Source organism: Bradyrhizobium sp. LA6.1, assembly GCF_040547805.1.
GTDB lineage: Bacteria > Pseudomonadota > Alphaproteobacteria > Rhizobiales > Xanthobacteraceae > Bradyrhizobium > Bradyrhizobium barranii.
In genome coordinates, this window is the sequence record NZ_JBEPQK010000005.1 from 249,484 (window position 1) to 270,686 (window position 21,203).

The 21,203-nt window shown below is 64.3% G+C and carries 16 protein-coding genes; 9 read left to right on the forward strand and 7 right to left on the reverse strand.

All coding sequences use genetic code 11. The features are described 5' to 3' along the window. Positions 1 to 129 precede the first annotated feature (129 nt). From ABIB99_RS14990 to tarD, 4 genes are all read left to right on the forward strand, one after another. The gene (locus ABIB99_RS14990; protein WP_354176367.1) at positions 130 to 1,530 is read left to right on the forward strand and encodes an amidase family protein; all 1,401 of its coding nucleotides are present in this window, start codon (positions 130 to 132) and stop codon (positions 1,528 to 1,530) included. 2 nt (positions 1,531 to 1,532) lie between these two features. Continuing rightward, the gene (locus tag ABIB99_RS14995) at positions 1,533 to 2,009 is read left to right on the forward strand and encodes a glutathione peroxidase (RefSeq protein WP_354176369.1); all 477 of its coding nucleotides are present in this window, start codon (positions 1,533 to 1,535) and stop codon (positions 2,007 to 2,009) included. Further along, a complete protein-coding gene (locus tag ABIB99_RS15000) occupies positions 2,006 to 2,263 on the forward strand; it encodes a DUF3297 family protein (protein ID WP_015684132.1) in 258 nt (85 codons plus the stop codon). The genes ABIB99_RS14995 and ABIB99_RS15000 overlap by 4 nt, the downstream gene beginning before the upstream one ends. Positions 2,264 to 2,399: 136 nt before the next feature. Beyond that, positions 2,400 to 3,569, forward strand: a complete 1,170-nt coding sequence (tarD, locus tag ABIB99_RS15005; protein WP_071910182.1) for a D(-)-tartrate dehydratase — start codon at positions 2,400 to 2,402, stop codon at positions 3,567 to 3,569. A 133-nt stretch (positions 3,570 to 3,702) separates the two neighbouring features. Here tarD and ABIB99_RS15010 read toward each other — a convergent pair whose 3' ends face one another. From ABIB99_RS15010 to ABIB99_RS15025, 4 genes are all read right to left on the reverse strand, one after another. Further along, positions 3,703 to 4,848 (reverse strand): DUF418 domain-containing protein, encoded by a 1,146-nt coding sequence (locus tag ABIB99_RS15010; RefSeq protein WP_354176371.1) that lies wholly within the window; start codon positions 4,846 to 4,848, stop codon positions 3,703 to 3,705. A gap of 189 nt (positions 4,849 to 5,037) precedes the next feature. Continuing rightward, the gene (locus tag ABIB99_RS15015) at positions 5,038 to 6,486 is read right to left on the reverse strand and encodes an MmgE/PrpD family protein (RefSeq protein ID WP_354176372.1); all 1,449 of its coding nucleotides are present in this window, start codon (positions 6,484 to 6,486) and stop codon (positions 5,038 to 5,040) included. 208 nt (positions 6,487 to 6,694) lie between these two features. Then, the gene (locus ABIB99_RS15020; RefSeq protein WP_085405200.1) at positions 6,695 to 8,047 is read right to left on the reverse strand and encodes a malonyl-CoA decarboxylase; all 1,353 of its coding nucleotides are present in this window, start codon (positions 8,045 to 8,047) and stop codon (positions 6,695 to 6,697) included. Positions 8,048 to 8,315: 268 nt separating this feature from the next. Next, positions 8,316 to 9,122, reverse strand: coding sequence for an AraC family transcriptional regulator (locus tag ABIB99_RS15025; protein ID WP_502917501.1), 807 nt, complete (start codon positions 9,120 to 9,122; stop codon positions 8,316 to 8,318). A 53-nt stretch (positions 9,123 to 9,175) separates the two neighbouring features. Between ABIB99_RS15025 and ABIB99_RS15030 the strand changes: the two genes are divergently transcribed. Continuing rightward, positions 9,176 to 10,348 (forward strand): MFS transporter, encoded by a 1,173-nt coding sequence (locus ABIB99_RS15030; protein WP_354176375.1) that lies wholly within the window; start codon positions 9,176 to 9,178, stop codon positions 10,346 to 10,348. Positions 10,349 to 10,624: 276 nt separating this feature from the next. Here ABIB99_RS15030 and ABIB99_RS15035 read toward each other — a convergent pair whose 3' ends face one another. Beyond that, positions 10,625 to 13,783 (reverse strand): efflux RND transporter permease subunit, encoded by a 3,159-nt coding sequence (locus ABIB99_RS15035; protein ID WP_354176376.1) that lies wholly within the window; start codon positions 13,781 to 13,783, stop codon positions 10,625 to 10,627. Between the two features lie 13 nt (positions 13,784 to 13,796). Beyond that, the gene (locus ABIB99_RS15040) at positions 13,797 to 14,990 is read right to left on the reverse strand and encodes an efflux RND transporter periplasmic adaptor subunit (protein ID WP_354176378.1); all 1,194 of its coding nucleotides are present in this window, start codon (positions 14,988 to 14,990) and stop codon (positions 13,797 to 13,799) included. Positions 14,991 to 15,230: 240 nt separating this feature from the next. Here ABIB99_RS15040 and ABIB99_RS15045 point away from each other — a divergent pair, with 240 nt between their 5' ends. Both ABIB99_RS15045 and ABIB99_RS15050 read left to right on the forward strand, forming a co-directional pair. Next, positions 15,231 to 16,022, forward strand: a complete 792-nt coding sequence (locus tag ABIB99_RS15045; RefSeq protein WP_354176379.1) for an ABC transporter substrate-binding protein — start codon at positions 15,231 to 15,233, stop codon at positions 16,020 to 16,022. A 13-nt stretch (positions 16,023 to 16,035) separates the two neighbouring features. Then, a complete protein-coding gene (locus ABIB99_RS15050) occupies positions 16,036 to 16,554 on the forward strand; it encodes a GNAT family N-acetyltransferase (RefSeq protein ID WP_354176380.1) in 519 nt (172 codons plus the stop codon). Between the two features lie 38 nt (positions 16,555 to 16,592). Here ABIB99_RS15050 and ABIB99_RS15055 read toward each other — a convergent pair whose 3' ends face one another. Beyond that, positions 16,593 to 17,768 carry a beta-propeller fold lactonase family protein gene (locus ABIB99_RS15055; RefSeq protein ID WP_354131750.1) on the reverse strand — a complete coding sequence of 392 codons (1,176 nt, stop codon included), beginning with the start codon at positions 17,766 to 17,768 and terminating at the stop codon, positions 16,593 to 16,595. Positions 17,769 to 18,037: 269 nt separating this feature from the next. Between ABIB99_RS15055 and ABIB99_RS15060 the strand changes: the two genes are divergently transcribed. Both ABIB99_RS15060 and ABIB99_RS15065 read left to right on the forward strand, forming a co-directional pair. Then, a complete protein-coding gene (locus ABIB99_RS15060) occupies positions 18,038 to 19,783 on the forward strand; it encodes a phospholipase C (RefSeq protein WP_354131749.1) in 1,746 nt (581 codons plus the stop codon). Between the two features lie 16 nt (positions 19,784 to 19,799). Continuing rightward, entirely contained in the window at positions 19,800 to 21,143 is a 1,344-nt protein-coding gene (locus ABIB99_RS15065) for a cytochrome-c peroxidase (RefSeq protein ID WP_354131748.1), read from the forward strand. Positions 21,144 to 21,203: the final 60 nt, after the last annotated feature.

Below are 21,203 nucleotides of genomic sequence, written 5' to 3' on the forward strand. Positions count from 1 at the left end.
TTCGCTGCGCTCGCAATGACGGAGAATGAGGCGCTACCCCGACGCCAAGCCCGCTCTTCCTCCCCGCGAAATCCGCATGGCTTTGCCGCGTTCCCGGCGCTAAAAGACGCCGGTTAAACGGAGCAAGCCATGCAAGATCTCTGGCGCCTGTCGGCTGCCGACCTCGCCACCCTCGTCAAGGCCAAAAAGGTGTCCGCCCGGGAGGCCGCCAAGGCCGGCCTCGCCCGCCTGGACGCCGTCAATCCCCAGCTCAACGCGGTGATCGACCACCGGCCGGAGGACGTGCTCAAGCAGGCTGACGCCGTCGATGCCGCCATCGCCCGGGGAGAAGATCCCGGTGTGCTCGCCGGCGTGCCCGTCACCATCAAGGCCAATGTCGACCAGGAAGGCTTTGCCACCACCAACGGCCTGAAACTCCAGCGCGACCTGATCGCGCGCGAGGACAATCCGGTGGTCGCCAATTTCCGCAAATCCGGCGCCATTCTCCTTGGCCGCACCAATTGCCCGGCCTTCTCCTACCGCTGGTTCACCACCAATCTGGTCCATGGCGACACCAAGAACCCCCGTGACGCCTCGCTGACGCCGGGCGGCTCGTCCGGCGGCGCCGGCTCGGCGGTCGCGGCCGGCATCGGCCATATTGCCCACGGCACCGATATCGCCGGCTCGATCCGCTATCCCGCCTATGCCTGCGGCGTGCACGGCCTGCGCCCGACGCTCGGCCGCATCCCCGCCTTCAACCCGGCGCTGCCGGAGCGTCCGATCGGGCCGCAGATCATGGCCGTCTCGGGCCCGCTGGCGCGTACGGTCAACGATCTCAGGATCTCGCTCGAGGCCATGTCGGCCCGCGACATCCGCGACCCCTGGTTCGTGCCGGCGCCGCTGGAGGGCCCCGCGCGGCCGAAGCGCGCCGCGCTTTGCCTCAACCCGGACGGGCTTGCCACCAAACCGGAGGTGAAGGCCGCCGTGACTGACGCCGGCAAGCGGCTGGAGCGCGCCGGCTGGACTGTCGAGGTCATCGAGAACACGCCGCCGATGCGCGAGGCGGTCGAGTGGCAGAGAAAACTCTGGCTTGGCGACGGCTATGAGGCGCAGCTGGAGATGGCTGAGCGCGAAGGCGATCCCGGTGCGCTGGCCTGCCTGCGCGGCAATCGCGCCAAGGTCACGCCGATGGACCAGGCGGACTACGCCAAGGCGCTCACGCGCCGCGCCACGCTGACCCGCGACTGGATGCTGTTCTTCGAAAAATATGCCGTGGTGCTCACGCCGGTGTCCGGCGAGTTGCCGTTCCCGGATCATCTCGACCGCAAGGACAACGAATCCTTCGAGCGCGTCTGGGAGGCGCAGATGCCGCAAATCGCGACCCCGTTCATGGGACTGCCGGGCCTCGTGGTCTCCACCGGTCTGGTCGGAAAGGCGCCGGTCGGCGTACACATCGTGTCCGGCCGCTATCGCGAGGATCTCTGTCTGCTCGCAGGCGAAGCGATCGAGGCGGGCGGCGTGCCGCCGTCGCCGATCGATCCCGTGGGTTAGCGATGTCTGTGATCTACGACTTCAAGGCCAACTCGCTTCTCGGCGAGGAGGTGCCCATGCGCCGTTTCGAAGGGCAGGTGCTGCTGATCGTCAACACCGCGAGCAAATGCGGCTTCACGCCGCAATATCGCGGGCTGGAGGATCTCTATCGCGACCTCTCGCCGCGCGGCTTCTCGGTACTTGGCTTTCCCTGCAACCAGTTCGGCGCGCAGGAGCCGGGGCCGGCGAGCGAGATCCAGTCATTCTGCTCGACCAACTACGACGTCACCTTTCCCCTGTTCGAGAAGATCGACGTCAACGGCGCCCATGCGCACCCTCTGTATGACTACCTGAAACGCCAGCAATCCGGTCTGCTGGGCGCCTCCATCAAATGGAATTTCACCAAGTTCCTCGTGGACCGTGCCGGCAAGGTGATCGCGCGCTACGCGCCGACCGCACGGCCGGAAGGACTGCGAAATCAAATCGAGACCCTGTTATGAGCGAGACAATCATGAGCGACGAATTTCCGGACCGCCTGTCGGTCGACCCGAACAGCCCCTATTACAACGCGGATATTCTTTCGCGCGACGTCGGCATCCGCTTCAAGGGTGTCGAGAAGACCAATGTCGAGGAGTACTGCATCAGCGAAGGCTGGGTCCGCGTCACCGCCGGCAACGCCAAGGATCGCCACGGCAATCCGCTGACCATCAAGGTGCATGGTCCGGTCGAGCCGTATTTCAGGGATAAGAAATAAGCGCTCGCATACTCTGTCCTCGTCATTGCGAGGAGCGCAGCGACGAAGCAATCCAGGGTCTTTCCGCGGTGACAGTCTGGATTGCTTCGCTCCGCTCGCAATGACGAACGTTTCTCCGTTAGCGAAAGCCAACCCCATGTCCGTCCGCATCGTTGACGTCCGCGAGATCACGAAGCCGATCTCTTCGCCGATCCGCAACGCCTATATCGACTTCACCAAGATGACGACGAGCCTCGTCGCCGTCGTCACTGACGTCGTCCGCGACGGCAAGCGCGTCGTCGGCTACGGCTTCAACTCCAACGGCCGCTACGGGCAGGGCGGCCTGATCCGCGAGCGCTTTGCCTCGCGCATCCTGGAGGCCGATCCGAAGTCGCTGCTGAATGCGGCCGGTGACAATCTCGACCCCGACAAGGTCTGGGGCGCGATGATGACCAACGAGAAGCCGGGCGGCCATGGCGAGCGCTCGGTCGCGGTCGGCACCATCGACATGGCGGTGTGGGACGCCGTTGCGAAGATCGCAGGCAAGCCGCTGTTCCGGCTGCTCGCCGAACGTCACGGCGTGAAAGCCAATCCGCGCGTGTTCGTCTACGCCGCCGGCGGCTACTACTATCCCGGCAAGGATCTCTCGATGCTGCGCGGCGAGATGCGCGGCTATCTCGATCGCGGTTACAACGTCGTGAAGATGAAGATCGGCGGCGCGTCGATCGAAGACGACCGCACCCGCATCGAGGCGGTGCTGAAGGAGATCGGCAAGGACGCGCAGCTCGCGGTCGATGCGAACGGCCGCTTCGATCTCGAGACCGGCATCGCCTACGCCAAGATGCTGCGGGACTATCCGTTGTTCTGGTACGAGGAGGTCGGCGATCCCCTCGACTACGCGCTGCAGGCCGCGCTCGCCGAATTCTATCCGGGCCCGATGGCGACAGGCGAAAACCTGTTCAGTCACCAGGACGCGCGCAACCTCATCCGCTACGGCGGCATGCGCCCGGATCGCGACTGGCTGCAATTCGACTGCGCGCTATCCTACGGCCTCTGCGAATACCAGCGCACGCTGGAGGTCCTGAAAACCTACGGCTGGTCGCCGAGCCGCTGCATCCCCCACGGCGGCCACCAGATGTCCCTCAACATCGCAGCCGGCCTCGGCCTCGGCGGCAACGAGAGCTATCCCGACCTGTTCCAGCCCTACGGCGGCTTCCCGGATGGTGTGCGCGTCGAGAACGGCCACATCACCATGCCCGACCTGCCGGGCATCGGCTTCGAAGGCAAGTCGGATCTCTACAAGGAAATGAAGGCGCTGGCGGAGTAGGATTGGGCTCGACGGCCGCGCCGACACACTCCGTCTTTGCGAGCGTAGCGAGGCAATCCAGAATCTTTCCGCGGAGGCAGTCTGGATTGCTTCGTCGCAAGTGCTCCTCGCAATGACGGCGGAGGGACCTTGGTCACTGCACGCCCTCCACCCGTGACAACAACATCGGCTGCAGTGCACCATACATTAGCGTGCGCCACAGCCATTCGATCGGGCCGTATCGGTAGTGGCGCAGCCACCATGCGCTGAACAGCACCTGTCCGACGTAGACGGCGATGCCGATAGCGAGGGCCTGGGTGATGCCGAGCCGTCCGAACAGGCCAAAGCCGTAGCCGTAGAAGATCCAGCCGAAGATGAGCGATTGTGCGACGTAGTTGGTGAATGCCATCCGGCCGAGCGGCGCGGCCCAGCCGAGCAGCCTCCTGCCGCGTCCGAAACTGGCGATGAAGAGGATGGCGGCACCATAGCCCAGCGCCAGCAGGATGTTGCCGAGCGGCTCGATGCCGACGTAAAGCAAGGCCGCGCCGAGACAGATAGCCGGAAGCGCGATGACGAGCAGGCCGCGGGCATTTTGCAGAATGCCGCTCCGCCAGGCCAGCGCTCCGACGAGAAACAGCCCGATCGTGCGCAAGAAGACGAACGCGTGCAGGGACGCGATGAGAGGAATTTCGCGGAGACGAAACGCCAGCACGTCGAGGAAGCCGCCCGTCGCATAGATGCGATTTGCATCTATGACGTCCCGCCAGATCGCGGTCCTGCCGGGAAACAACCCCGCGGGCGGAAAGGCCTGCATGGCCAGATACAGCGCGAGAGATGCCAGCGCGGCGAGCGTCAGCAACCAGCGCGGGCCAAACAGGAACGGCAGCACGATGAATCCCGCCAGTGCATATTCGGTGAGGATATCGCCGTTCCAGATCAGGCACAAATGAATGACGCCGAACACCAGCAGCACAGCGAGCCGCCGCAGGAGCAGGAAAGTGCGGCGCTCGCTGTTCGCGAGCCGGTCGAATTGAATGGCAAGGCCTGCGCCGAACAGCAGCGAGAACAGCGCAAACGCCTTGAGCTCCACGGCCTGCGTCAGGATCGTTTCGACGGCGCGATCAACCGGCGAAGCGAGCGTCCTGGCACCAAGAAACTGCTCGAAGATCGAAATGCGAAATTCCATGACCACGTTGATGGCCATGACGCCGAACAGGGCAATGCCCCGCAGCACGTCGATGGCGTCGATCCGGTCCGAGGGGCTTATTGGCCGAGGAGATGCGGCACCATCGGATGTCATGGAAGAATTCCAATTGTAGCTCGACGACGCGTGGCGCGGGGCGAGATGCCTGCCACACGCTCCGTCATTGCGAGCGCAGCGAAGCAATCCAGAATCTCTCTGTGGAGGCAGTCTGGATTGTTTCTTCGCAAGAGCTCCTCGCAATGACGATGGGGCGAAAGTCTGCCATCCCTTACGAAATTTCGCTCCTCACACGCGTTGCAGCAGCGGCCGCAAGCTGCGGATGTCGGTCACAGCCTCAATCTCATACACCGACTTGATCAACCGCTCGGCCTTCTCGCCGCCGACCACTGGGGCAATCAGATCGCGCGCCTTGTCGATGACCTCGTCGCGCGTCATCGGGTTGCGCGGCGTGCCGCGCACGGCGGTGACGCGTTCGGAGAGGCGGCTTCCATCAGTGAGCTCGATCTCGACGACGGCGACGCGCACCGGCAATAGTTTGGCCAGCTCCTCGTCGCGCACCAAATTCACCTTGGCGCGCTCCTTCAAAACCGCCGCGTCCTGCATGCGCGGCTTGTCGTGCGCGGCGTGGAACGAGGCGGTTTTGTCGAGCAGCATCACGGCGACCATGTGCTGGAGACAGATGTCGGGGATGTCGCGGTTGTCCACGACCTCGGCGACCGACGGCGCAAGACGTACGGTGACGCGCTTGACCTCTCCGGCCTCGAACGCCTGCTTGCTGCGGATGGCGTAGACCGCATCGAGCGGTCCCTGGATCGGTGAACCCACCGTCCATTTCTTGATGTCGGTGCCTGCGATCTCGTAACGCTCGCCAAGCTTCTCCACGAGTTTGCCGGTCGCAGCCTTCGGCGCATAGGCCAGGAAGTAATTGTCTGGCCCCGAGAACACGTCGTCGACGCCGTTCCAGTCCGAACGCACCAGCAGTGCCGACGTCACGCCGTTGCGGGCCGGCATGCCGGCGAACACAAACCCTTTCTCGATATGGTCGACGTCGCGCCGCCACACGATGAAGCCGGAGGATTGCTGCGCGGCATAGTCGAGCAACCAGCGCATCCGGCGCGCGTCGAAGCCGGCGATGCTAGCCGCCGCAGCGGAAGCGCAGAACGTACCGGAAATGCTGTGCGTGCTCAGCACGCTTTCATAGCTGAAATCGGCCCCGCCCATCGCCATCACCACGCGCGTGCCGACGTCATAGCCGAGCGTCACCGCACGCAGAAAATGGGCGCCGTCGATTCCGAGGTGTTCGCCGAGCGCAAGTGCCGCGGGCACAGTCGAACTGCCGGGATGCGAGCGCGACGGGCTGTGCGAATCGTCGGTCTCGTCGGCATGCGCCATGACGCCGTTGGCAAGCGCAGCTTCGACTGGCGACGCGGTGAGCGATGTGCCGGCGATGGTCGATGTCCCCTGCGCAGCATTGGCGCGAATGTAGCGCTGCGCCGCCTGACCGGGCGGCAGCTCCGATCCTGATATCATCGACGCCAGCGTGTCGAGGATGTGGTGCTTTGCTTGTTCGACGACTTCGGGCGGCAGCGCGCGGGTTTTCGCAGCGCTCATGTAGTCGCACAGCGCCGTCATTTCTGGCCCGGAGCCAGATCCCTCCGCGAAACTGCGTGCGGGCGAAAGCGAGAGGCTGGTTGCCGCCGCTGCGGTCAGGCCGAGAAAGTCGCGTCGTTTCATGGTGTCCCGTCTTTGGTGCAGGAACTGATGAAACGTCTAGCGCTTAGGACAGCCGCGTGTCTAGTCGCCGACGCGCTCCGCTGTCATGCCCCGCGCAGGCGGGGCATCCAGTACGCCGCGGCGGATGTGGTCAGAGCGAGTTTCTCCAACGCCGGCCTCTGGAATACTGGATCGTCCGCCTTCGCGGACGATGACACCGCAATTGCCCCTACGACAACCGCATATCCAGCAGCCGTCGTCCCTCGCCCTTCAGCAGCTTCTTCACCGCGCTCGACGCCACGACCTCGCCGTCATTGGCGTAGGCTTCGTGGTTCTTCTCGATGTCGTCGAGGCGGTAGAGGTAGTTGACCATCACGCCGGCGGACTCGCGCGCGCCTTTCGGCGAGAGGTCGCCGAGCCAGTTGATGCGCTCGAGCCGTGCGCCGTTGCCGAGATGGAAGCGGGCGACGGAATCGATCAGCTTGCCCTTCGGCGTGCGCGCCTTCAGGAAGTAATAGGCCGCGAGCGGCTCGATCACGGTGCGGAGCAGCGTCGTCGTCTCGGGGTTCTCGAACCATTTGGGATCGTCGAGGCGCTTCAGCACCTCGCGGTCCTCGTCCGAGAGCGGCAGGTCCCTGTCCTGCTTCACCCATTGCATGAAGCCCGGCACCGGCGACAGCGTCACGAAGGTGTCGAGTTTTGGCGTCTCGCGGCGCAGCTCTTCGACCACCTGCTTGATCAGGAAGCTGCCGAAGGAGATGCCGCCAAGCCCGCGCTGGGTGTTGGAGATCGAATAGAACACCGCGGTGCGCGCGCGCTCGATCGGCAGATGCTGGCGGTCGACCGCCAGCAGCGGCGCGATCGCACCGGGGATCGTCTCGGTCAGCGCCACCTCGACGAAGATCAGGGGCTCGTCGACCATGGCGGGATGGAAGAAGGCGTAGCAACGCCGGTCGACCGGGTCGATGCGGCGGCGCAGATCGTCCCAGTCGCTGATCTCGTGCACGGCTTCGTAACGAATGATCTTTTCGAGGATGTTGGCCGGGGTCGACCAGTCAATCCGGCGCAGCACGAGAAACCCCCTGTTGAACCACGACGAGAGAAGGTGCGAGACGTCGCGATCGAGCGCGGCGAGATCGGTGTGCCCGTTCATCATGCCGAGCAGATCGGCGCGCATGTTGACGAGATCGCCGGTGCCGCCCGGCGCGCGGTTGAGGCGGCGGATCAGCTCCTGCCGGCGCGGCTCGGAGGCGAAGTGCAGCGAGCTCGCGTCTTCGTCACTGGGCTTGGCGCGCCATTTTTCGATCGCCTTGGACAGGCGTTCGCGATCGGGGCCGAAATCGCGCACCAGGGCTTCGAAGAAGGCGCGGCGTCCTGCCGCATCCAGCTCCTGGTAGATGTCGAGCACCTCACGCGCCATGGCAGTGCCCGAAGCTTCGCCCCGGCCCGACAGCAGCGCACCGCAGAGCTCGATCAGCCCGTCGGCATCGTGCTTGGTGTCGTCGGAATCCCCGCGGCGCAGCAGCGTGCGGCCGCGATCGGAGATGGTGGCGAGCAGGTCTGAGAAGAAGGCGTTGGCCATCTGGTCGTTTCGATTCCGGTTTGTGCGCTGCGGAAGCTTACACGGGATTTAGGCGGAAGCCGATCACAATCAAGCAGGGGAATTTTGTATCTTTCGTGGTGCCATGCGCCACCAGGAAAGCTGTCATGCCCCGCGAGGGCGAGAGCGCCACCAAAGCTGTCATGCCCCGGCTTGACCGGGGCATCCAGTACGCCGCGGCCTCTCGGCTCAATCACGGCCGTCTCTGCAATACTGGGTCGCCCGGTCAAGCCGGGCGACGACACCGTGACTATTTCCCCGCAAACTCCGTCGGGGTCCGCCCCGTCACCTGACGGAATGCTGCCGAAAACGCCGGCACGCTGGCATAGCCGAGCTGGGTGGCGAGCTGCTTCACCGACACATTGGGGTCGGTCGACAGCCGCTGGATCGCTGCCGCAACCCTTGCGCGCTGGCACCAGCTCTTGAAGCTCAATTGCGTCTCGGTCGAGAACAGGCGCGACAGCGTGCGCGCGGAGGTTCCGACTTCGCGCGCCAGCGTGTCGATGTCGTGCGGGCCGGTGGGATCGTCGAGCACGATCATCGCGGCGCGCCGGCAGCGCGGCTCATGCGGCAGCGGCACGAAGGTCGCTGAATCCTCGGCCTGGTGCAATTCCAGCATCACCAGGCGGACCAGCAGCTCGGTCCGCTCCTCGGTGTTGCGTGCGTCGAACAGCGCCAGGATCGCCTGGTTGAGCAGCGGTGATACCCGCACCACGAATTCCTTGGTCAGCCCCTCATAGCGTTGCTCGCGCTTGAGCCAGGGCAGGTCGAAATACAGCGTGCGCATCTCGATGTCGGCGAGCAGGTCGATGGCATGCTCGAGCCCGGCCGGCACCCAGACGGCGCGGTCCGGCGGCACCAGCCAGCGTCCCCCGGGTGTCGTCACCTGCATCGTGCCCTTGGCGGCATAGATCAGCTGCGCCTCGCGGTGCATGTGCAGATCGATCCGCATGCCCTTGGGATAGTCGCGCGCGACCAAGTGCACGCCCGCGGGCGAGCGATGGTTGCTCCGGACCTCCCGGAGGATTGGCGTTTCCAAGACAGTCATTGGCAGCATCCCGTCATGCCCAGGACATATAACTCATTTCGGAGCAGGAGAGGATTCGGGAAATGAACAGCCCCAGCCGGGTGATCAGTTTCGTCAACGCAGGCCATTTCATCGACCATTATGCGATGCTGATCTTCGCCGCCGCCGTGATCATCATGGGGCCGGCGCTCGGCATGGCCTATTCGGAACTTCTGCCCTATGCGACGCCGGGCTTCGTCGCCTTCGGCGCCGGCTCGCTGCTCACCGGCTGGCTCGGGGACCGCTGGAGCCGCCGCCACATGATGCTGATCTTCTTCGTCGGCATCGGTGCTTCCATGATCTCGGTCGGCTTCGTGCAGACCCCGGCTCAGCTTGGCGCGGCGCTGTTCGCGATCGGCATTTTTGCCTCGATCTATCACCCCGTCGGCACCGCGATGATCGTGTCCTATGCCGACCGGCTCGGCCGCGAGATGGGGATCAACGGCGTCTGGGGCAATCTCGGCGTTGCGTCGTCCGCGCTGGTCACCGGCGTGATCGGCCAGTATTTCGGCTGGCGTTTTGCCTTCATCGTGCCCGGTGTCGTCACGATCCTGATCGGCATCGCCTTTGCGATGATGGTCGTGCATGAGGACCGCAAGGGCTCGAAGCAGGCGGCAGCTCAAGCGCGCGTGGCGAAGAAAGACATGTGGCGCGTGATCCTGTCGCTGCTGATCGTGGTCATCGCGATCTCGACCACGTTCAATGCGGTCACCGTCGCGCTGCCAAAACTGTTCGCGGAACGGCTTGCCGACCTCACCAAGAGCCCGGCGCTGCTCGGCGTCATCGCCGCCTGCGTCTACGTGTTCGGCGCGATGACCCAGTACACGATCGGCCGGCTGCTCGACCGCTATTCGCTGAAGACGGTGGCGCTGCCGCTGTCCTTCATGCTGGCGCCGTTTCTGTATCTCGCCGCGAGCCTGTCCAATCTGCCGCTGATCCTGGTCTCGATCGGCATCGTCATGGGTGCGTTCGGGCAGGTCACGGTGAACGATGCCATGGTCGGCAAATACACCAGCGAGGAATGGCGCTCGCGCGCCTATGCGGTGCGCTATTTCATCGGCTTCACCGCCGCGGGCGCCTCCGTCGGCCTGGTCGCCTGGCTCTACGAACAGGGCGGCTTCGTCACCATGCTGCACGCCTTCGCCGCGCTCTGCCTGCTCGCAATCGCCGCCGCGATCATCCTGCCGCGCGAGATCAGGACGCCGCAGCCGGCGTGAGGCCGGGGCTCTCTCCGCTCGTCATTGCGAGGAGCGTAGCGACGAAGCAATCCAGACTGCCTCCGCGGAGGGACTCTGGATTGCTTCGCTGCGCTCGCAATGACGGGGGATGGACCGGCGCATCGTGCACCCCGCCCACAATGCCATTCTGCCGGTGTTTTGCCCGACGTGTCAAAGCACTGGAACGCTCCAAAAACCCCAATGCCATCAACGCCGTTCTACTGTGCATGGGGTTGTTTTCGACTTTTTTGTTTGTCGGCAGCCCGCGCGGAAAAACTACGGCTTCACCTCGGCCACCGTCTTTGCCTTCGGCGCCTTCTTCGACGCTCGCCAGTTCTCGAAGCGCTGCACCACCACGAAGAAGGCCGGCACGAACAGCACCGCAAGGCAGGTCGAGGCCAGCATGCCCGAGAACACGGTGATGCCGATCGACTTGCGGGCGCTGGCGCCGGCGCCGGTCGCGATCACCAGCGGCACCACACCGAGGATGAAGGCGAACGACGTCATCAGGATCGGGCGGAAACGGGCGCGCGCCGCCTCGATCGCGGATTCCAGCACCGGCTTGCCGTCGCGGTTATGCAGCTCGAGCCCGACCTCGACGATCAGGATCGCGTTCTTGGCCGACAGCGCGATCAGCAGGATCAGGCCGATCTGGCAATAGAGGTTGTTGTCGATCTTCAAGGCGTTGAGGACCAGCATGGGCCCGATCAGCGACAGCGGCACCGCGAGGATCACTGAGATCGGCGCGTACCAGCTCTCGTACTGGCCGGCGAGCACGAGATAGACCAGCAGCATGGCAAGGCCAAACACCCAGTAGATCTGGTTCGAGACGGCCTTCTCCTGATAGGACATCGCGGTCCACTCATAGCCGGTGCCCGGCGGCAGCGTCTTGTCCGCGATCTCCTCCATCAGCTGCAGCGACTGGCCGGACGAGTAGCCCTGCGCCGGTAGGCCGACGATGGTCGAGGAAGGGTAGAGGTTGTAGAGGCTGATCAGCGACGGACCGGTGGCCGGCGTGATCGTGGCGACGGTGCCGATCGGGATCATGTCGCCGTTCGAGTTGCGTACCTGCATGTTGGCGATGTCGCGCTCGGTGACGCGGAATGCCGGATCGGCCTGGGTATAGACCTGGAACACGCGTCCGAACTTGTTGAACTGATTGACGTAGGACGAGCCGAGATAGGTCGACAGCGCCGCGAACACCTGATCGGTGGTGACGTGCAGCGTCTGGGTCTTGATGCGGTCGATCTCGACGTTGAACTGCGGCACCGACGAGCGGAACGAAGACGATACGCGCTGCAGCGCGCTCTGGCTCTGGGCGTTGGAAACCATCGCGCCGGTGATGGCTTGGAGCTTTGCAAAATCGCTGTTGCCGTCGCGCAGTTCGATCTGCATCGAGAAGCCGGCCGCGTTGCCGATGCCCTGGATCGGCGGCGGAGGCAGCACCAGGGTGCGCGCCTCCATGATGGTCGCGAGCTTGTCGTTCAGCCCGTAGACCAGCGAACGCAGATCCTCGCCGGGCCCTTTGCGCGCCGACCAGTCCTTCAGGATGATGTAGGCGACGCCGGCATTGGCAAGGCTGGCGCTGTTGTCGAGCGCGGAGATGCCGGCGATGGTGATGACCTGCTGGACACCAGGCGTGTCCTTGATCAGCTCGCTCGCCCTATCGAGCACCGTCTGGGTCCGCTCCAGCGAAGCGCCGTCGGGCAGTTGCACGGCGGCGATCAGATAGCCCTGGTCCTCGATCGGCAGGAAGCCGGTCGGCACCCGCGACAGGCCGTAGCCGCCGATCCCGATCAGCACCAGTGCGAATGCGACCGAGATCGTGCTGTTCCTGCACAGCACGCCGATGAGGCGCGTGTAGCCCCGCTCGACACGGTTATAGACGGCGTTGAAGCCGCGGTAGAAGAAATTGCGCTGCTCCGGCGGCACCGTCGGCCGCAGCCAGAGCGCGCATTGCGTCGGCTTCAGCGTGGCCGCGTTGATGGCGGATAGCAGCGCGGTCGCTGCGATCACCAGCGCGAATTGCGAATAGATGCGCCCGGTGAGGCCGGCGAGGAACGATGCCGGCAAAAACACCGAGATCAGCACCAGTGTGATGCCGACGATCGGCGCGAACAGCTGGTCCATCGCCCTGATCGCGGCGTCGTGGCCGTTCATGCCCTGCTCGATGTTGTGCGCGGCACCTTCGACCACGACGATGGCGTCGTCGACGACGATGCCGATCGCGAGCACGATCGCGAACAGCGTCGACATGTTGATGGTGAAGCCGAGCGCCGCCATCGCCGCGAACGCGCCGATGATGGTGACGGGCACGGTGGTCGCCGGCACCAGCATTGCGCGCCAGTCCTGCAAGAACACCAGGATCACGACCAGCACCAGCAGGCCGGCCTCGATCAGCGTCATGTAGACCTCGTGCACCGAGGCTTCGACGAATTTGGTGGTGTCGAACGGCGTGTCGTATTTGATGCCTTCGGGGAATCGCTTTGCAAGCTCCGCCATCTTCTTCTCGACGGCCTGCTCGACCTGGAGCGCGTTGGCGCCAGGCGACTGGAACACGCCGATGCCGGTGGCCGGCTGATTGTTCAGCGAGAAGATCTGGCTGTAGGTCTGCGCGCCCAATTCGACCCAGCCGACGTCGCGCACGCGCGTGACGTCGCCACTGGTGCCGGTCTTGACGATGATGTTCTCGAACTGGGTGGTGTCGTCGAGCCGGCCGTTGACGTTGAGCGTGTACTGGAACGCCTGTCCCGGCGGCGTCGGCGGCGCGCCGACCTGGCCGGCCGAGACCTGCTGGCTCTGCTGCTGGATCGCCGTGACGACGTCCGACGGCATCAGTCCGCGGACCTGGAGCTTGTTCGGATCGAGCCACACCCGCATCGAATACTGGCCGGCGCCGAACACCGTGACGTTGCCGACGCCGGGCAGACGCGAGAGCTCGTCGCGGATGTTGATGGTGGCGTAGTTGCTCAGATAAAGGCTGTCGAACGTCCTGTCCGGCGAGGTCAGCGTCACGAACAGCAGGATCGATGTCGATTTTTTCTGGACGGTGACGCCCTGGTTCTGCACGGAGGTCGGCAGCTGCGACAGCGCGCTGGAGACGCGGTTCTGCACCAGCACCTGTGCGAAGTTGAGGTCGGTGCCGATCTTGAAGGTCACGGTCAGCGTATAGGTGCCGTCGGAGCCGCTGTAGGACTGCATGTAGAGCATGTCCTCGACGCCGTTGACCTGCTGCTCGATCGGCAGCGCGACGGTGTCGATCACGGTCTTGGCGCTGGCGCCGGGATAGCGCGTGGTGACCTGCACCGTCGGCGGCACCACGTCCGGATATTGCGCGACCGCGAGGTTGAACAGCGCGACGCCGCCGATCAGGATCATCAGAAGCGCGATGACATTCGAGAGGACCGGCCGTTCGATGAAGAATTTCGAGATCATGGCTGGCGACCCCTCACTTGGCCGACGCCTGCGGCTGGTCGATCCTCGTCGGTTGCGGATCGATCTTCTGGCCCGGGATCACGCGCAGTAGCCCCGCGATCACCACGCGGTCGTCCGGCTTCAAGCCGCTTTCGATCACGCGCAGGCCGTTGTCGACCTGACCGATCTGCACCTTGCGCTGCTCGACAATGTTGTCGCTGTTGACCACCAGGAGATAGCGGCCGCCCTGGTCGCTGCCGAGCGCGGTGTCGGGGACGAGGAGGGCGTTCTTGTCCTGGTCGAAGGGCACCCGGACCCGGACGAAATAGCCGGGCAGCAGCGCTCGCTTGTCGTTGGGCAAGACGCCGCGTACCGCGAGCGTGCCCGTTGATGTATTGAGGGTCGGCGAGACGTAGTCGAGGTGGCCTTCATGCGGATAGCCGGTCTCGGTCTGGAGGCCTACCTGGATCGGCAACTGTTTGAGGTCGGCCACGGTCAGCCCGCGACGGGCCGCTTCGGCGCGGATGCGAAGGACGTCCTGCTCACTGACCGTGAAGTTCACCCAGATCGGATCCAGCGCGACAATGGTTGCGAGCTGGGTCGGGGAGGAGACGCCGACGAGCTCGCCGATCGAGACCAGGTGCGCGCTGACGATGCCGTCGAACGGCGCGCTCACCTTGGTGTAGCCGTAATTGACCTCGGCGAGCCTCGTATTGACCTGGGCTTGCTGGAGACTGGCCTGGGCGTTGTCGCGGGTGGATGTCGAGGTGTCGAGAGTCGCCTGCGAGACAGCCTGGCGCTGCACGAGGTCGACCTGCCGCTTGAAATCGGCCTCGGCCTGCTTGAGCGTGGCCTGCGCACCGACCTCGGCCGCCTGCGCCTGCTCGAGCTTGAGCTTGTAGGTCTCAGGCTCGATTAAGAAAAGCTGGGTGCCCTGCTTGACGAAGCTGCCGTCCTGATAGTCGATCGATTGCAGGAAGCCCTGCACGCGCGCCACCAGATCGACGCTCTTGACCGGCGCGGTGTTGCCGGTGGCTTCGACATAGCGCGTCACGGCCCGCTGTACCGGCGTGGCGACGTCCACCTTCGGCGGCGGCGGTGCCACGAACGTGTTCTTGTCCTCGCAGCCGGCGAGCGCCACCACGGCCGCCGCGGCAACGAGTGCCCGCCCGACATCTCTCCACGCTCCGTTCCGTTGTGCGAGATCAGCGGGATTCGCGCAGGTCATTCGGTGGCCCCCGATTATTGTCTGTCGGTGTGGCAGGCTACCAACAAATGCCCGGCCGTGGAACACCATAGCCATGGCGGTCACCAGCCTTGCACTGCAAATGGCGCAGTGGCCTTTGACACGTTTGTCATGGCAAACCGCTTTTCATCGGGTGCATGATCGACCAGAATTGTGTCAAAGGCCGAGTGACGGAAACGAAGCGGTCGAGAAGCAGAGAAGAAAAGGTGAGGAGAACATGACATGCCCACGTCCCTCCAGGCGGCCCTTGCCGGCCTCGTTTTCGCAGCGGCAGTCGCCATGCCCGCGCTAGCCGATGGCCTGAAGGACGAGATCGCGCCGACCGGCAAGCTGCGGGTCGCGATCGCGATCAGCCCGGCGGGCGGCGCGTTCTGGTCGACCAAGACCGAAGCCGGCTATGCCGGCGTGCCGGTCGACCTCGGCAAGGAGATGGCCGGCCAACTCGGCGTGCCCGTCGAATATGTCGTGCACCAGAATTCCGGGCAGATCACCGACGCGGCCGGCAAGGGGACCTGGGACGTCACCTGGCTGCCAAAAGATCCCGAGCGCGAGACCAAGATGATGTTCGGCCCGATCTATGAGGTCGCGGATGCCACCTACATCGTCAAGCCCGGCTCAGCCGTCACCAACTTCGCCAGCCTCGACCTGCCCGGCATCAAGGTCGCGGCCGTCAATGCCACCACGACCATGCGCGGCGCGATCGCGCACCTGAAGAATGCGAAAGTCACGGGCTATCAGACCTATGACGAGATCTTCGGCTTCCTGAAGAGCGGCGAGATCGACGCCTTCGCGCTGTCGCGCGACCAGCTCAACAAGATGGCGCAGAAGATCCCGGGCACGAAGGTGCTGGACGAGACCTTCAAGAAAACGGTGACGGCCGTCGCCGTCCCGCTCGGTCATCCCCAGGCGCTGACGTTCGTTTCCAGGTTCATGACGGAAGCCACGACGAACGGCACCTTGCGCAAGGCCTATGACAACAACGGCCTGAAGGACACGCCGATCCGGACTGAGTAGCGGCGCCGCCTCCATGGCAAGCGAGATTCGGTTCCGCGCTTTCTTGCCCGCCGATGCAGCCGCCGTGCGCGAGCTGTTCATCCAGGTCAATCGCCTGTTGGCGCCGGTGCATTTGGCGGAGGCGTTTGAAGGATACATCACCCGCTCCCTCGCGGAGGAGATAGATCGTCTCGCCGATTATTATTCGGATCGGAGCGGCGGTTTCTGGGTCGCCGTCGATGACGATGAAATCGTCGGCATGTTTGGACTGGAGGCCTCTGGCGAACACGCGATGGAGTTACGGCGCATGTACGTTGCTCCCGGCGCGCGGCGCCGGGGTATCGCGCGAAAGATGCTGGCGTTTGCGGAAGAGGAGTCCCGCCGCCGCAATCGTCCGCAATTGCAGCTGAGCACGTCTGAACTTCAGCAGGATGCGCTGACGCTGTATCGAAACGCGGGATACGAGAATGTGCGCGAAGAGATCGCCGATGCCGCCAGCAACAAGACGCTAGGTGGTGGCATTCGCCGCTACCATTTCACCAAGCGGCTCTGACGGCATCTCGCGGCGCTTCGCCCGTTATTAGGGCTGACTCACGGCTCCGCGGTGCGAATGCCTGCGGGGCTCACCTGCAGCTTGAGTGTGGACGTCCTGGTCAGCGTCTTGCCGTCGAACGAGAACGCGATCAGCTCGTTCTCGACCATGCACTGCGCCACGACATGTTTTGAGTCCTTTGACCACACCATGCCCTGGCACCAATGGCCGATCTTGGCCTCCGCCACCGGCGTGAGGTCGGTGCCCGAGATCTTGTAGACTTTGAGCAGGCCGAAATCGTTGAAGAAGGGCGAGGCCGATGGCTTGTTCGAGCCGTTCATGACGGTGACGGCGACATGGCTGCCGTCCGGCGACATCTTCACGGCCTCAGGTGTCTGTCCAACGGTAACCGTCGTGACGACGCGGATCGGCTTGGCGGTCATGTCGATCAGACTGATCGTGTCACTGTCGCCGCTGCTGGCACCGACATTGCCGACGACGGCCACCGCGCTGCCGGTGAGGTCGATGTCGTAGGGGCGGATGCCGGCGGAGAGGTCGCGCTTGGTGTATTCGACCTTGGTCCCGTCCACGCTCAGAAGCGAGATCTTGCTGTCGCCGTCGCGGGTGACCAGCGCGGTGGCTCCGTCGCGGGAGAACACCACATGGCTGGGGCCGGACTTGGCATCGCCGAGTTGAATCTTCCCGCCTGCGGTCAGCGTATTGCCGCTGATCGCGAAGACCGAGACGGTGCCTTCGCTGCGGTTGGCAACCAGAGCCAGCGTGCCGGCACGGTTGATCGAGACGCCGGCGGCGCCTGGGCCGGCCTGCAATGTCGCGAGCACCTTTGGCGGGCTGGATTTGAGGTCGATCACCGAGAGCTTGTCGTCGGGGACCGTCTTGGTCGTATCCGCGGGATCGAGCTTCATCGCCCCCGTGACCAGCGCAAGCGAGCCGTCCGGCGCAATCGCGACGCTCGGCGGCGGACCGACTACGCTGGCGGGTGCCGGCACCTCGCCCAAAAGCTTCAGCGCACCATCGGTGAGATCGATGACGCTGACCGTGTCCGGGAGCGGCTGCTTGCGCACCACGGCATTGCCGTTCTCCAGCATCATCTTGCCGTCATTGGCGGTGACGACGATCTCGGCATGAGCGGCGAAATTTGCAAAGCCGGCAAAGGACGTTGCGACCAGAGCCGACGCGACATCGCGCGTGCGCCTGCGAACAGCGGCTTTCATGTTTCCCCCTGAGACTTTGTTCTTGTCCGGTCAAGCTAAATGCAACCGGGGGCATCGCGCAACAATCTGAACGCGATCATTTTTGCCTTCGCCCTTGGAATAAAACGGCAAGACGCGCTCCGGCACGGCCGAAGCGGGTGGCTGCATAAAAAATTATGGCTCGACCACTGCGCAAAGTGTCTCGTGCGTCAAACTGACACGGCTCTGTCACTCGCGATGTTTAGAACATTTCTGATCGTAAACATCCTCATTTCCGGGGCGTCAAAAAAATGAAATCGAGACTACTGACGACGGCTGCGATTGTCGCGGCCGCGACGGCGCTTGCCTGCACGCTTCCCGTCCTTGCGGACGATTTCGGCCGTGACCGCGATCACGGGCATGATCAAGGTCGCGACAACGATCACGATCACGACCGCGATCATCACCGTCATCCGCATGACATCCACACCGAGACGCCGATCAAGCATCTCGTGATCATCTTCAACGAGAACCGCTCGTTCGATCATTACTTCGCGACCTATCCGAACGCGGCCAATCCGTCGGGCTCGATCCCCTTCGTGCCGAAGCCGCATACGCCGAAGGTCAACAATCTCGCCAACGCGCATTTGCTGGTGAACAATCCGAACAACAGCGCGGCCAACGGCACCGGCGCGACGGATCCGTTCCGCCTCGACCGCACCCAGGCCAACACGCGCTCGCAGAACCACTCCTACACGCCCGAGCAACAGGCCGTGGACAACGGCAAGGAAGACCTGTTTCCGAAATTCACCGGCCGCGGCACCGCCGGCGGCGCCGGTGCGTTCGGCACCAACGGTCAGGTCATGGGCTATTTCGACGGCAACACCACCACCGCCTTCTGGAACTACGCCCAGCACTTCGCCATGAGCGACAATGCCTGGACCGACACTTTCGGTCCGTCGACGCAGGGCGCGCTCGCGGTGATTTCCGGCCAGACCAATGGCGCGCAGAACATCGTCGGTACCTCGGCGTCGATCGCCGACGGCCAGGGCGGCCTGACGCTGATCGGCGACACCGACCCGGCCTACGATTCCTGCTCGAGCACGAGCAGCACCGTGCTGATGACAGGCAAGAACATCGGCGACCTGCTCAACGACGAGCGCATCAGCTGGGGCAGCTTCATGGGCGGCTTTGACCTGACGCTCAAGAATGCCAACGGCACCACCGGCTGCGCGCGCACCACGTTCTCCAGCAACGTGAACGGCACGATCGTGGACTACAGCCCGCACCACGCCTGGTTCCAGTACTACAAGTCGACCGCCAACCCGACCCATGCGCGGCCGAGTTCGGTCGATGCGATCGGCCACACCTACGAGAAGGGTGGCAAGACCGTCGATCCGGCCAACCACGCCTACGACCTCGAGGACTTCTACGCCGCCGTGAAGGCCGGCAATTTCCCGGCCGTCTCCTACATCAAGATGTCGGCCTACCAGGACGGTCACGCCGGCAACTCCGATCCGCTCGACGAGCAGGTCGGCAATGTCGAGCTGATCAACTTCCTCCAGAAGCAGCCGGAGTGGCGCGAAACCGCGGTCATCATCACCTATGACGACTCCGACGGCTGGTACGACCACCAGTACGTTGCGCCGAAGACCGCCTCCTACGATCCGACCGCCGATCAGGTCAACGGTCCGGGCCTGTGCGGCCTCGGCCCGCAGAAGCAGCCGGCACCGAAGGGTCTCTCCGGCAAGCCGGTGAACGGCCGTTGCGGTCCGGGCACGCGCATTCCGTTCATCGTGGTCTCGCCCTACGCCAGGACCAACCACGTGAGCAGCACCTACATCTCGCAGGCGTCCGTGGTGCGGTTCATCGAGGACAACTGGCTGCGCGGCCAGCGTATCGGTGGCGGCTCGTTCGACGCCAGCTCCGGCTCGATCATGGACCTGTTCGACTTCGATCAGGATCACAGCCATGACTACCGGACCGACGCGCTGTTCCTCGATCCGACCTCCGGCACGGCGATCACCAGCCCGCCGGACGAGCACCACCACCACTAGTCCGACGGGACGCTTGATGAACAGCCGCACCATGTGGCTCCTCGGCGCCGGCCTGCTTTGTCTGGCCGGCGCCGTCTTTGCGGCCGGGACGCAAGGACTTGCGGAGACGAGCCAGCTCGGCGCGAACCCGAATCCGGTTCGCCTCATGCGCCCGCCCGTCACGCCATTGTCCGCGATGGCGCAGCTCGGCAAGGAGATCTTCTACGACGCCTCGCTGTCGTCGTCCGGCGCGCTGTCCTGCGCATCCTGCCACAGCCCGGATCACGCCTACGGCCCGCCCAACGACGGGCCGGTGATGCTCGGCGGCGCCGCCCTGTCGCGGCAAGGCGCACGCGCGGTGCCCTCGCTGACCTATCTCGATCGCCACCCCAATTTCAGCATCGGCCCCGACAAGGGCGACGACGACAACGTCATCGACCTCGCGCAGATGGCTGCGATCGGCCAGCAGGCCGCGCGTACGACGAAGACCGCCGGCGGCAGCGGCGCATCGGCGAACATCGTGCCGCAAGGCGGCCTGTTCTGGGACGGCCGCGCCGACACGCTCCAGGACCAGGCGCTGTTCCCGCTGCTCGACCCCAACGAGATGGACGGCGGCAGTGTCGAGATCGTCGCGGACAAGCTGCGCCGTGCGCCTTACGCCAATCGCTTCGTCGAGCTGTTCGGCGCCGGCGTGCTCAGAAATCAGCGGCTCCTGATCGCGGAGGCGATGTTCGCGGTGGCGCGCTATCAGGTGGAGGAAGTGAGCTTCCATCCCTACACTAGCAAGTATGACTACTGGCTCGAGGGCAAGGCGCGACTGTCCGAAAGCGAGCTGCGCGGCCTGCAGATGTTCAACGACCCTGATAAGGCCAATTGCGCCGGCTGTCACACCTCGGCGCCGACCCGCGACGGCCTGCCGCCGCTGTTCACCGACCACCAATACGAGGCGCTCGGCGCGCCGCGCAATGCCGCGCTCGCCGGCAATCGCGATCCCAGCCATTTCGATCTCGGCGTCTGCGGCCCGCAGCGCACCGACATTCCCGAGCAGACGCAATATTGCGGCATGTTCCTGACGCCGACGCTGCGCAACACGGCGACGCGCCACGCCTTCTTCCATAACGGCGTTTTCAGTACCCTCGAGCAGGTCCTGGATTTCTACAATTTTCGCGACACCAATCCGGAAAAGATTTTTCCGCGCGGCGCCGACGGCGCGATGCGGAAATACGACGACCTGCCGCAAAAATATCATGTCAATGTCGACGTCACCGATCCGCCCTTCGATCGCCACCCCGGCGACAAGCCGGCAATGACAGAGCAGGACGAAGCCGACATCATCGCGTTTCTGAAGACACTGATCGACGGCTACAAGGCGGAGAATTAGAGTGCCGACGAATTAGAGTGTCGACGCATGATTCCGGGATGCGGATGCGGCGAAAAAGTC

What these genes read in the sequence shown, in the direction of transcription:
- ABIB99_RS14990 (WP_354176367.1), top strand. Translation starts at nt 130, where the DNA reads ATGCAAGATCTCTGGCGCCTGTCGGCTGCCGACCTCGCCACCCTCGTC.
- ABIB99_RS14995 (WP_354176369.1), top strand. Translation starts at nt 1,533, where the DNA reads ATGTCTGTGATCTACGACTTCAAGGCCAACTCGCTTCTCGGCGAGGAG.
- ABIB99_RS15000 (WP_015684132.1), top strand. Translation starts at nt 2,006, where the DNA reads ATGAGCGAGACAATCATGAGCGACGAATTTCCGGACCGCCTGTCGGTC.
- tarD (WP_071910182.1), top strand. Translation starts at nt 2,400, where the DNA reads ATGTCCGTCCGCATCGTTGACGTCCGCGAGATCACGAAGCCGATCTCT.
- ABIB99_RS15010 (WP_354176371.1), bottom strand. Translation starts at nt 4,848, where the DNA reads ATGACATCCGATGGTGCCGCATCTCCTCGGCCAATAAGCCCCTCGGAC.
- ABIB99_RS15015 (WP_354176372.1), bottom strand. Translation starts at nt 6,486, where the DNA reads ATGAAACGACGCGACTTTCTCGGCCTGACCGCAGCGGCGGCAACCAGC.
- ABIB99_RS15020 (WP_085405200.1), bottom strand. Translation starts at nt 8,047, where the DNA reads ATGGCCAACGCCTTCTTCTCAGACCTGCTCGCCACCATCTCCGATCGC.
- ABIB99_RS15025 (WP_502917501.1), bottom strand. Translation starts at nt 9,122, where the DNA reads ATGCTGCCAATGACTGTCTTGGAAACGCCAATCCTCCGGGAGGTCCGG.
- ABIB99_RS15030 (WP_354176375.1), top strand. Translation starts at nt 9,176, where the DNA reads ATGAACAGCCCCAGCCGGGTGATCAGTTTCGTCAACGCAGGCCATTTC.
- ABIB99_RS15035 (WP_354176376.1), bottom strand. Translation starts at nt 13,783, where the DNA reads ATGATCTCGAAATTCTTCATCGAACGGCCGGTCCTCTCGAATGTCATC.
- ABIB99_RS15040 (WP_354176378.1), bottom strand. Translation starts at nt 14,990, where the DNA reads ATGACCTGCGCGAATCCCGCTGATCTCGCACAACGGAACGGAGCGTGG.
- ABIB99_RS15045 (WP_354176379.1), top strand. Translation starts at nt 15,231, where the DNA reads ATGCCCACGTCCCTCCAGGCGGCCCTTGCCGGCCTCGTTTTCGCAGCG.
- ABIB99_RS15050 (WP_354176380.1), top strand. Translation starts at nt 16,036, where the DNA reads ATGGCAAGCGAGATTCGGTTCCGCGCTTTCTTGCCCGCCGATGCAGCC.
- ABIB99_RS15055 (WP_354131750.1), bottom strand. Translation starts at nt 17,768, where the DNA reads ATGAAAGCCGCTGTTCGCAGGCGCACGCGCGATGTCGCGTCGGCTCTG.
- ABIB99_RS15060 (WP_354131749.1), top strand. Translation starts at nt 18,038, where the DNA reads ATGAAATCGAGACTACTGACGACGGCTGCGATTGTCGCGGCCGCGACG.
- ABIB99_RS15065 (WP_354131748.1), top strand. Translation starts at nt 19,800, where the DNA reads ATGAACAGCCGCACCATGTGGCTCCTCGGCGCCGGCCTGCTTTGTCTG.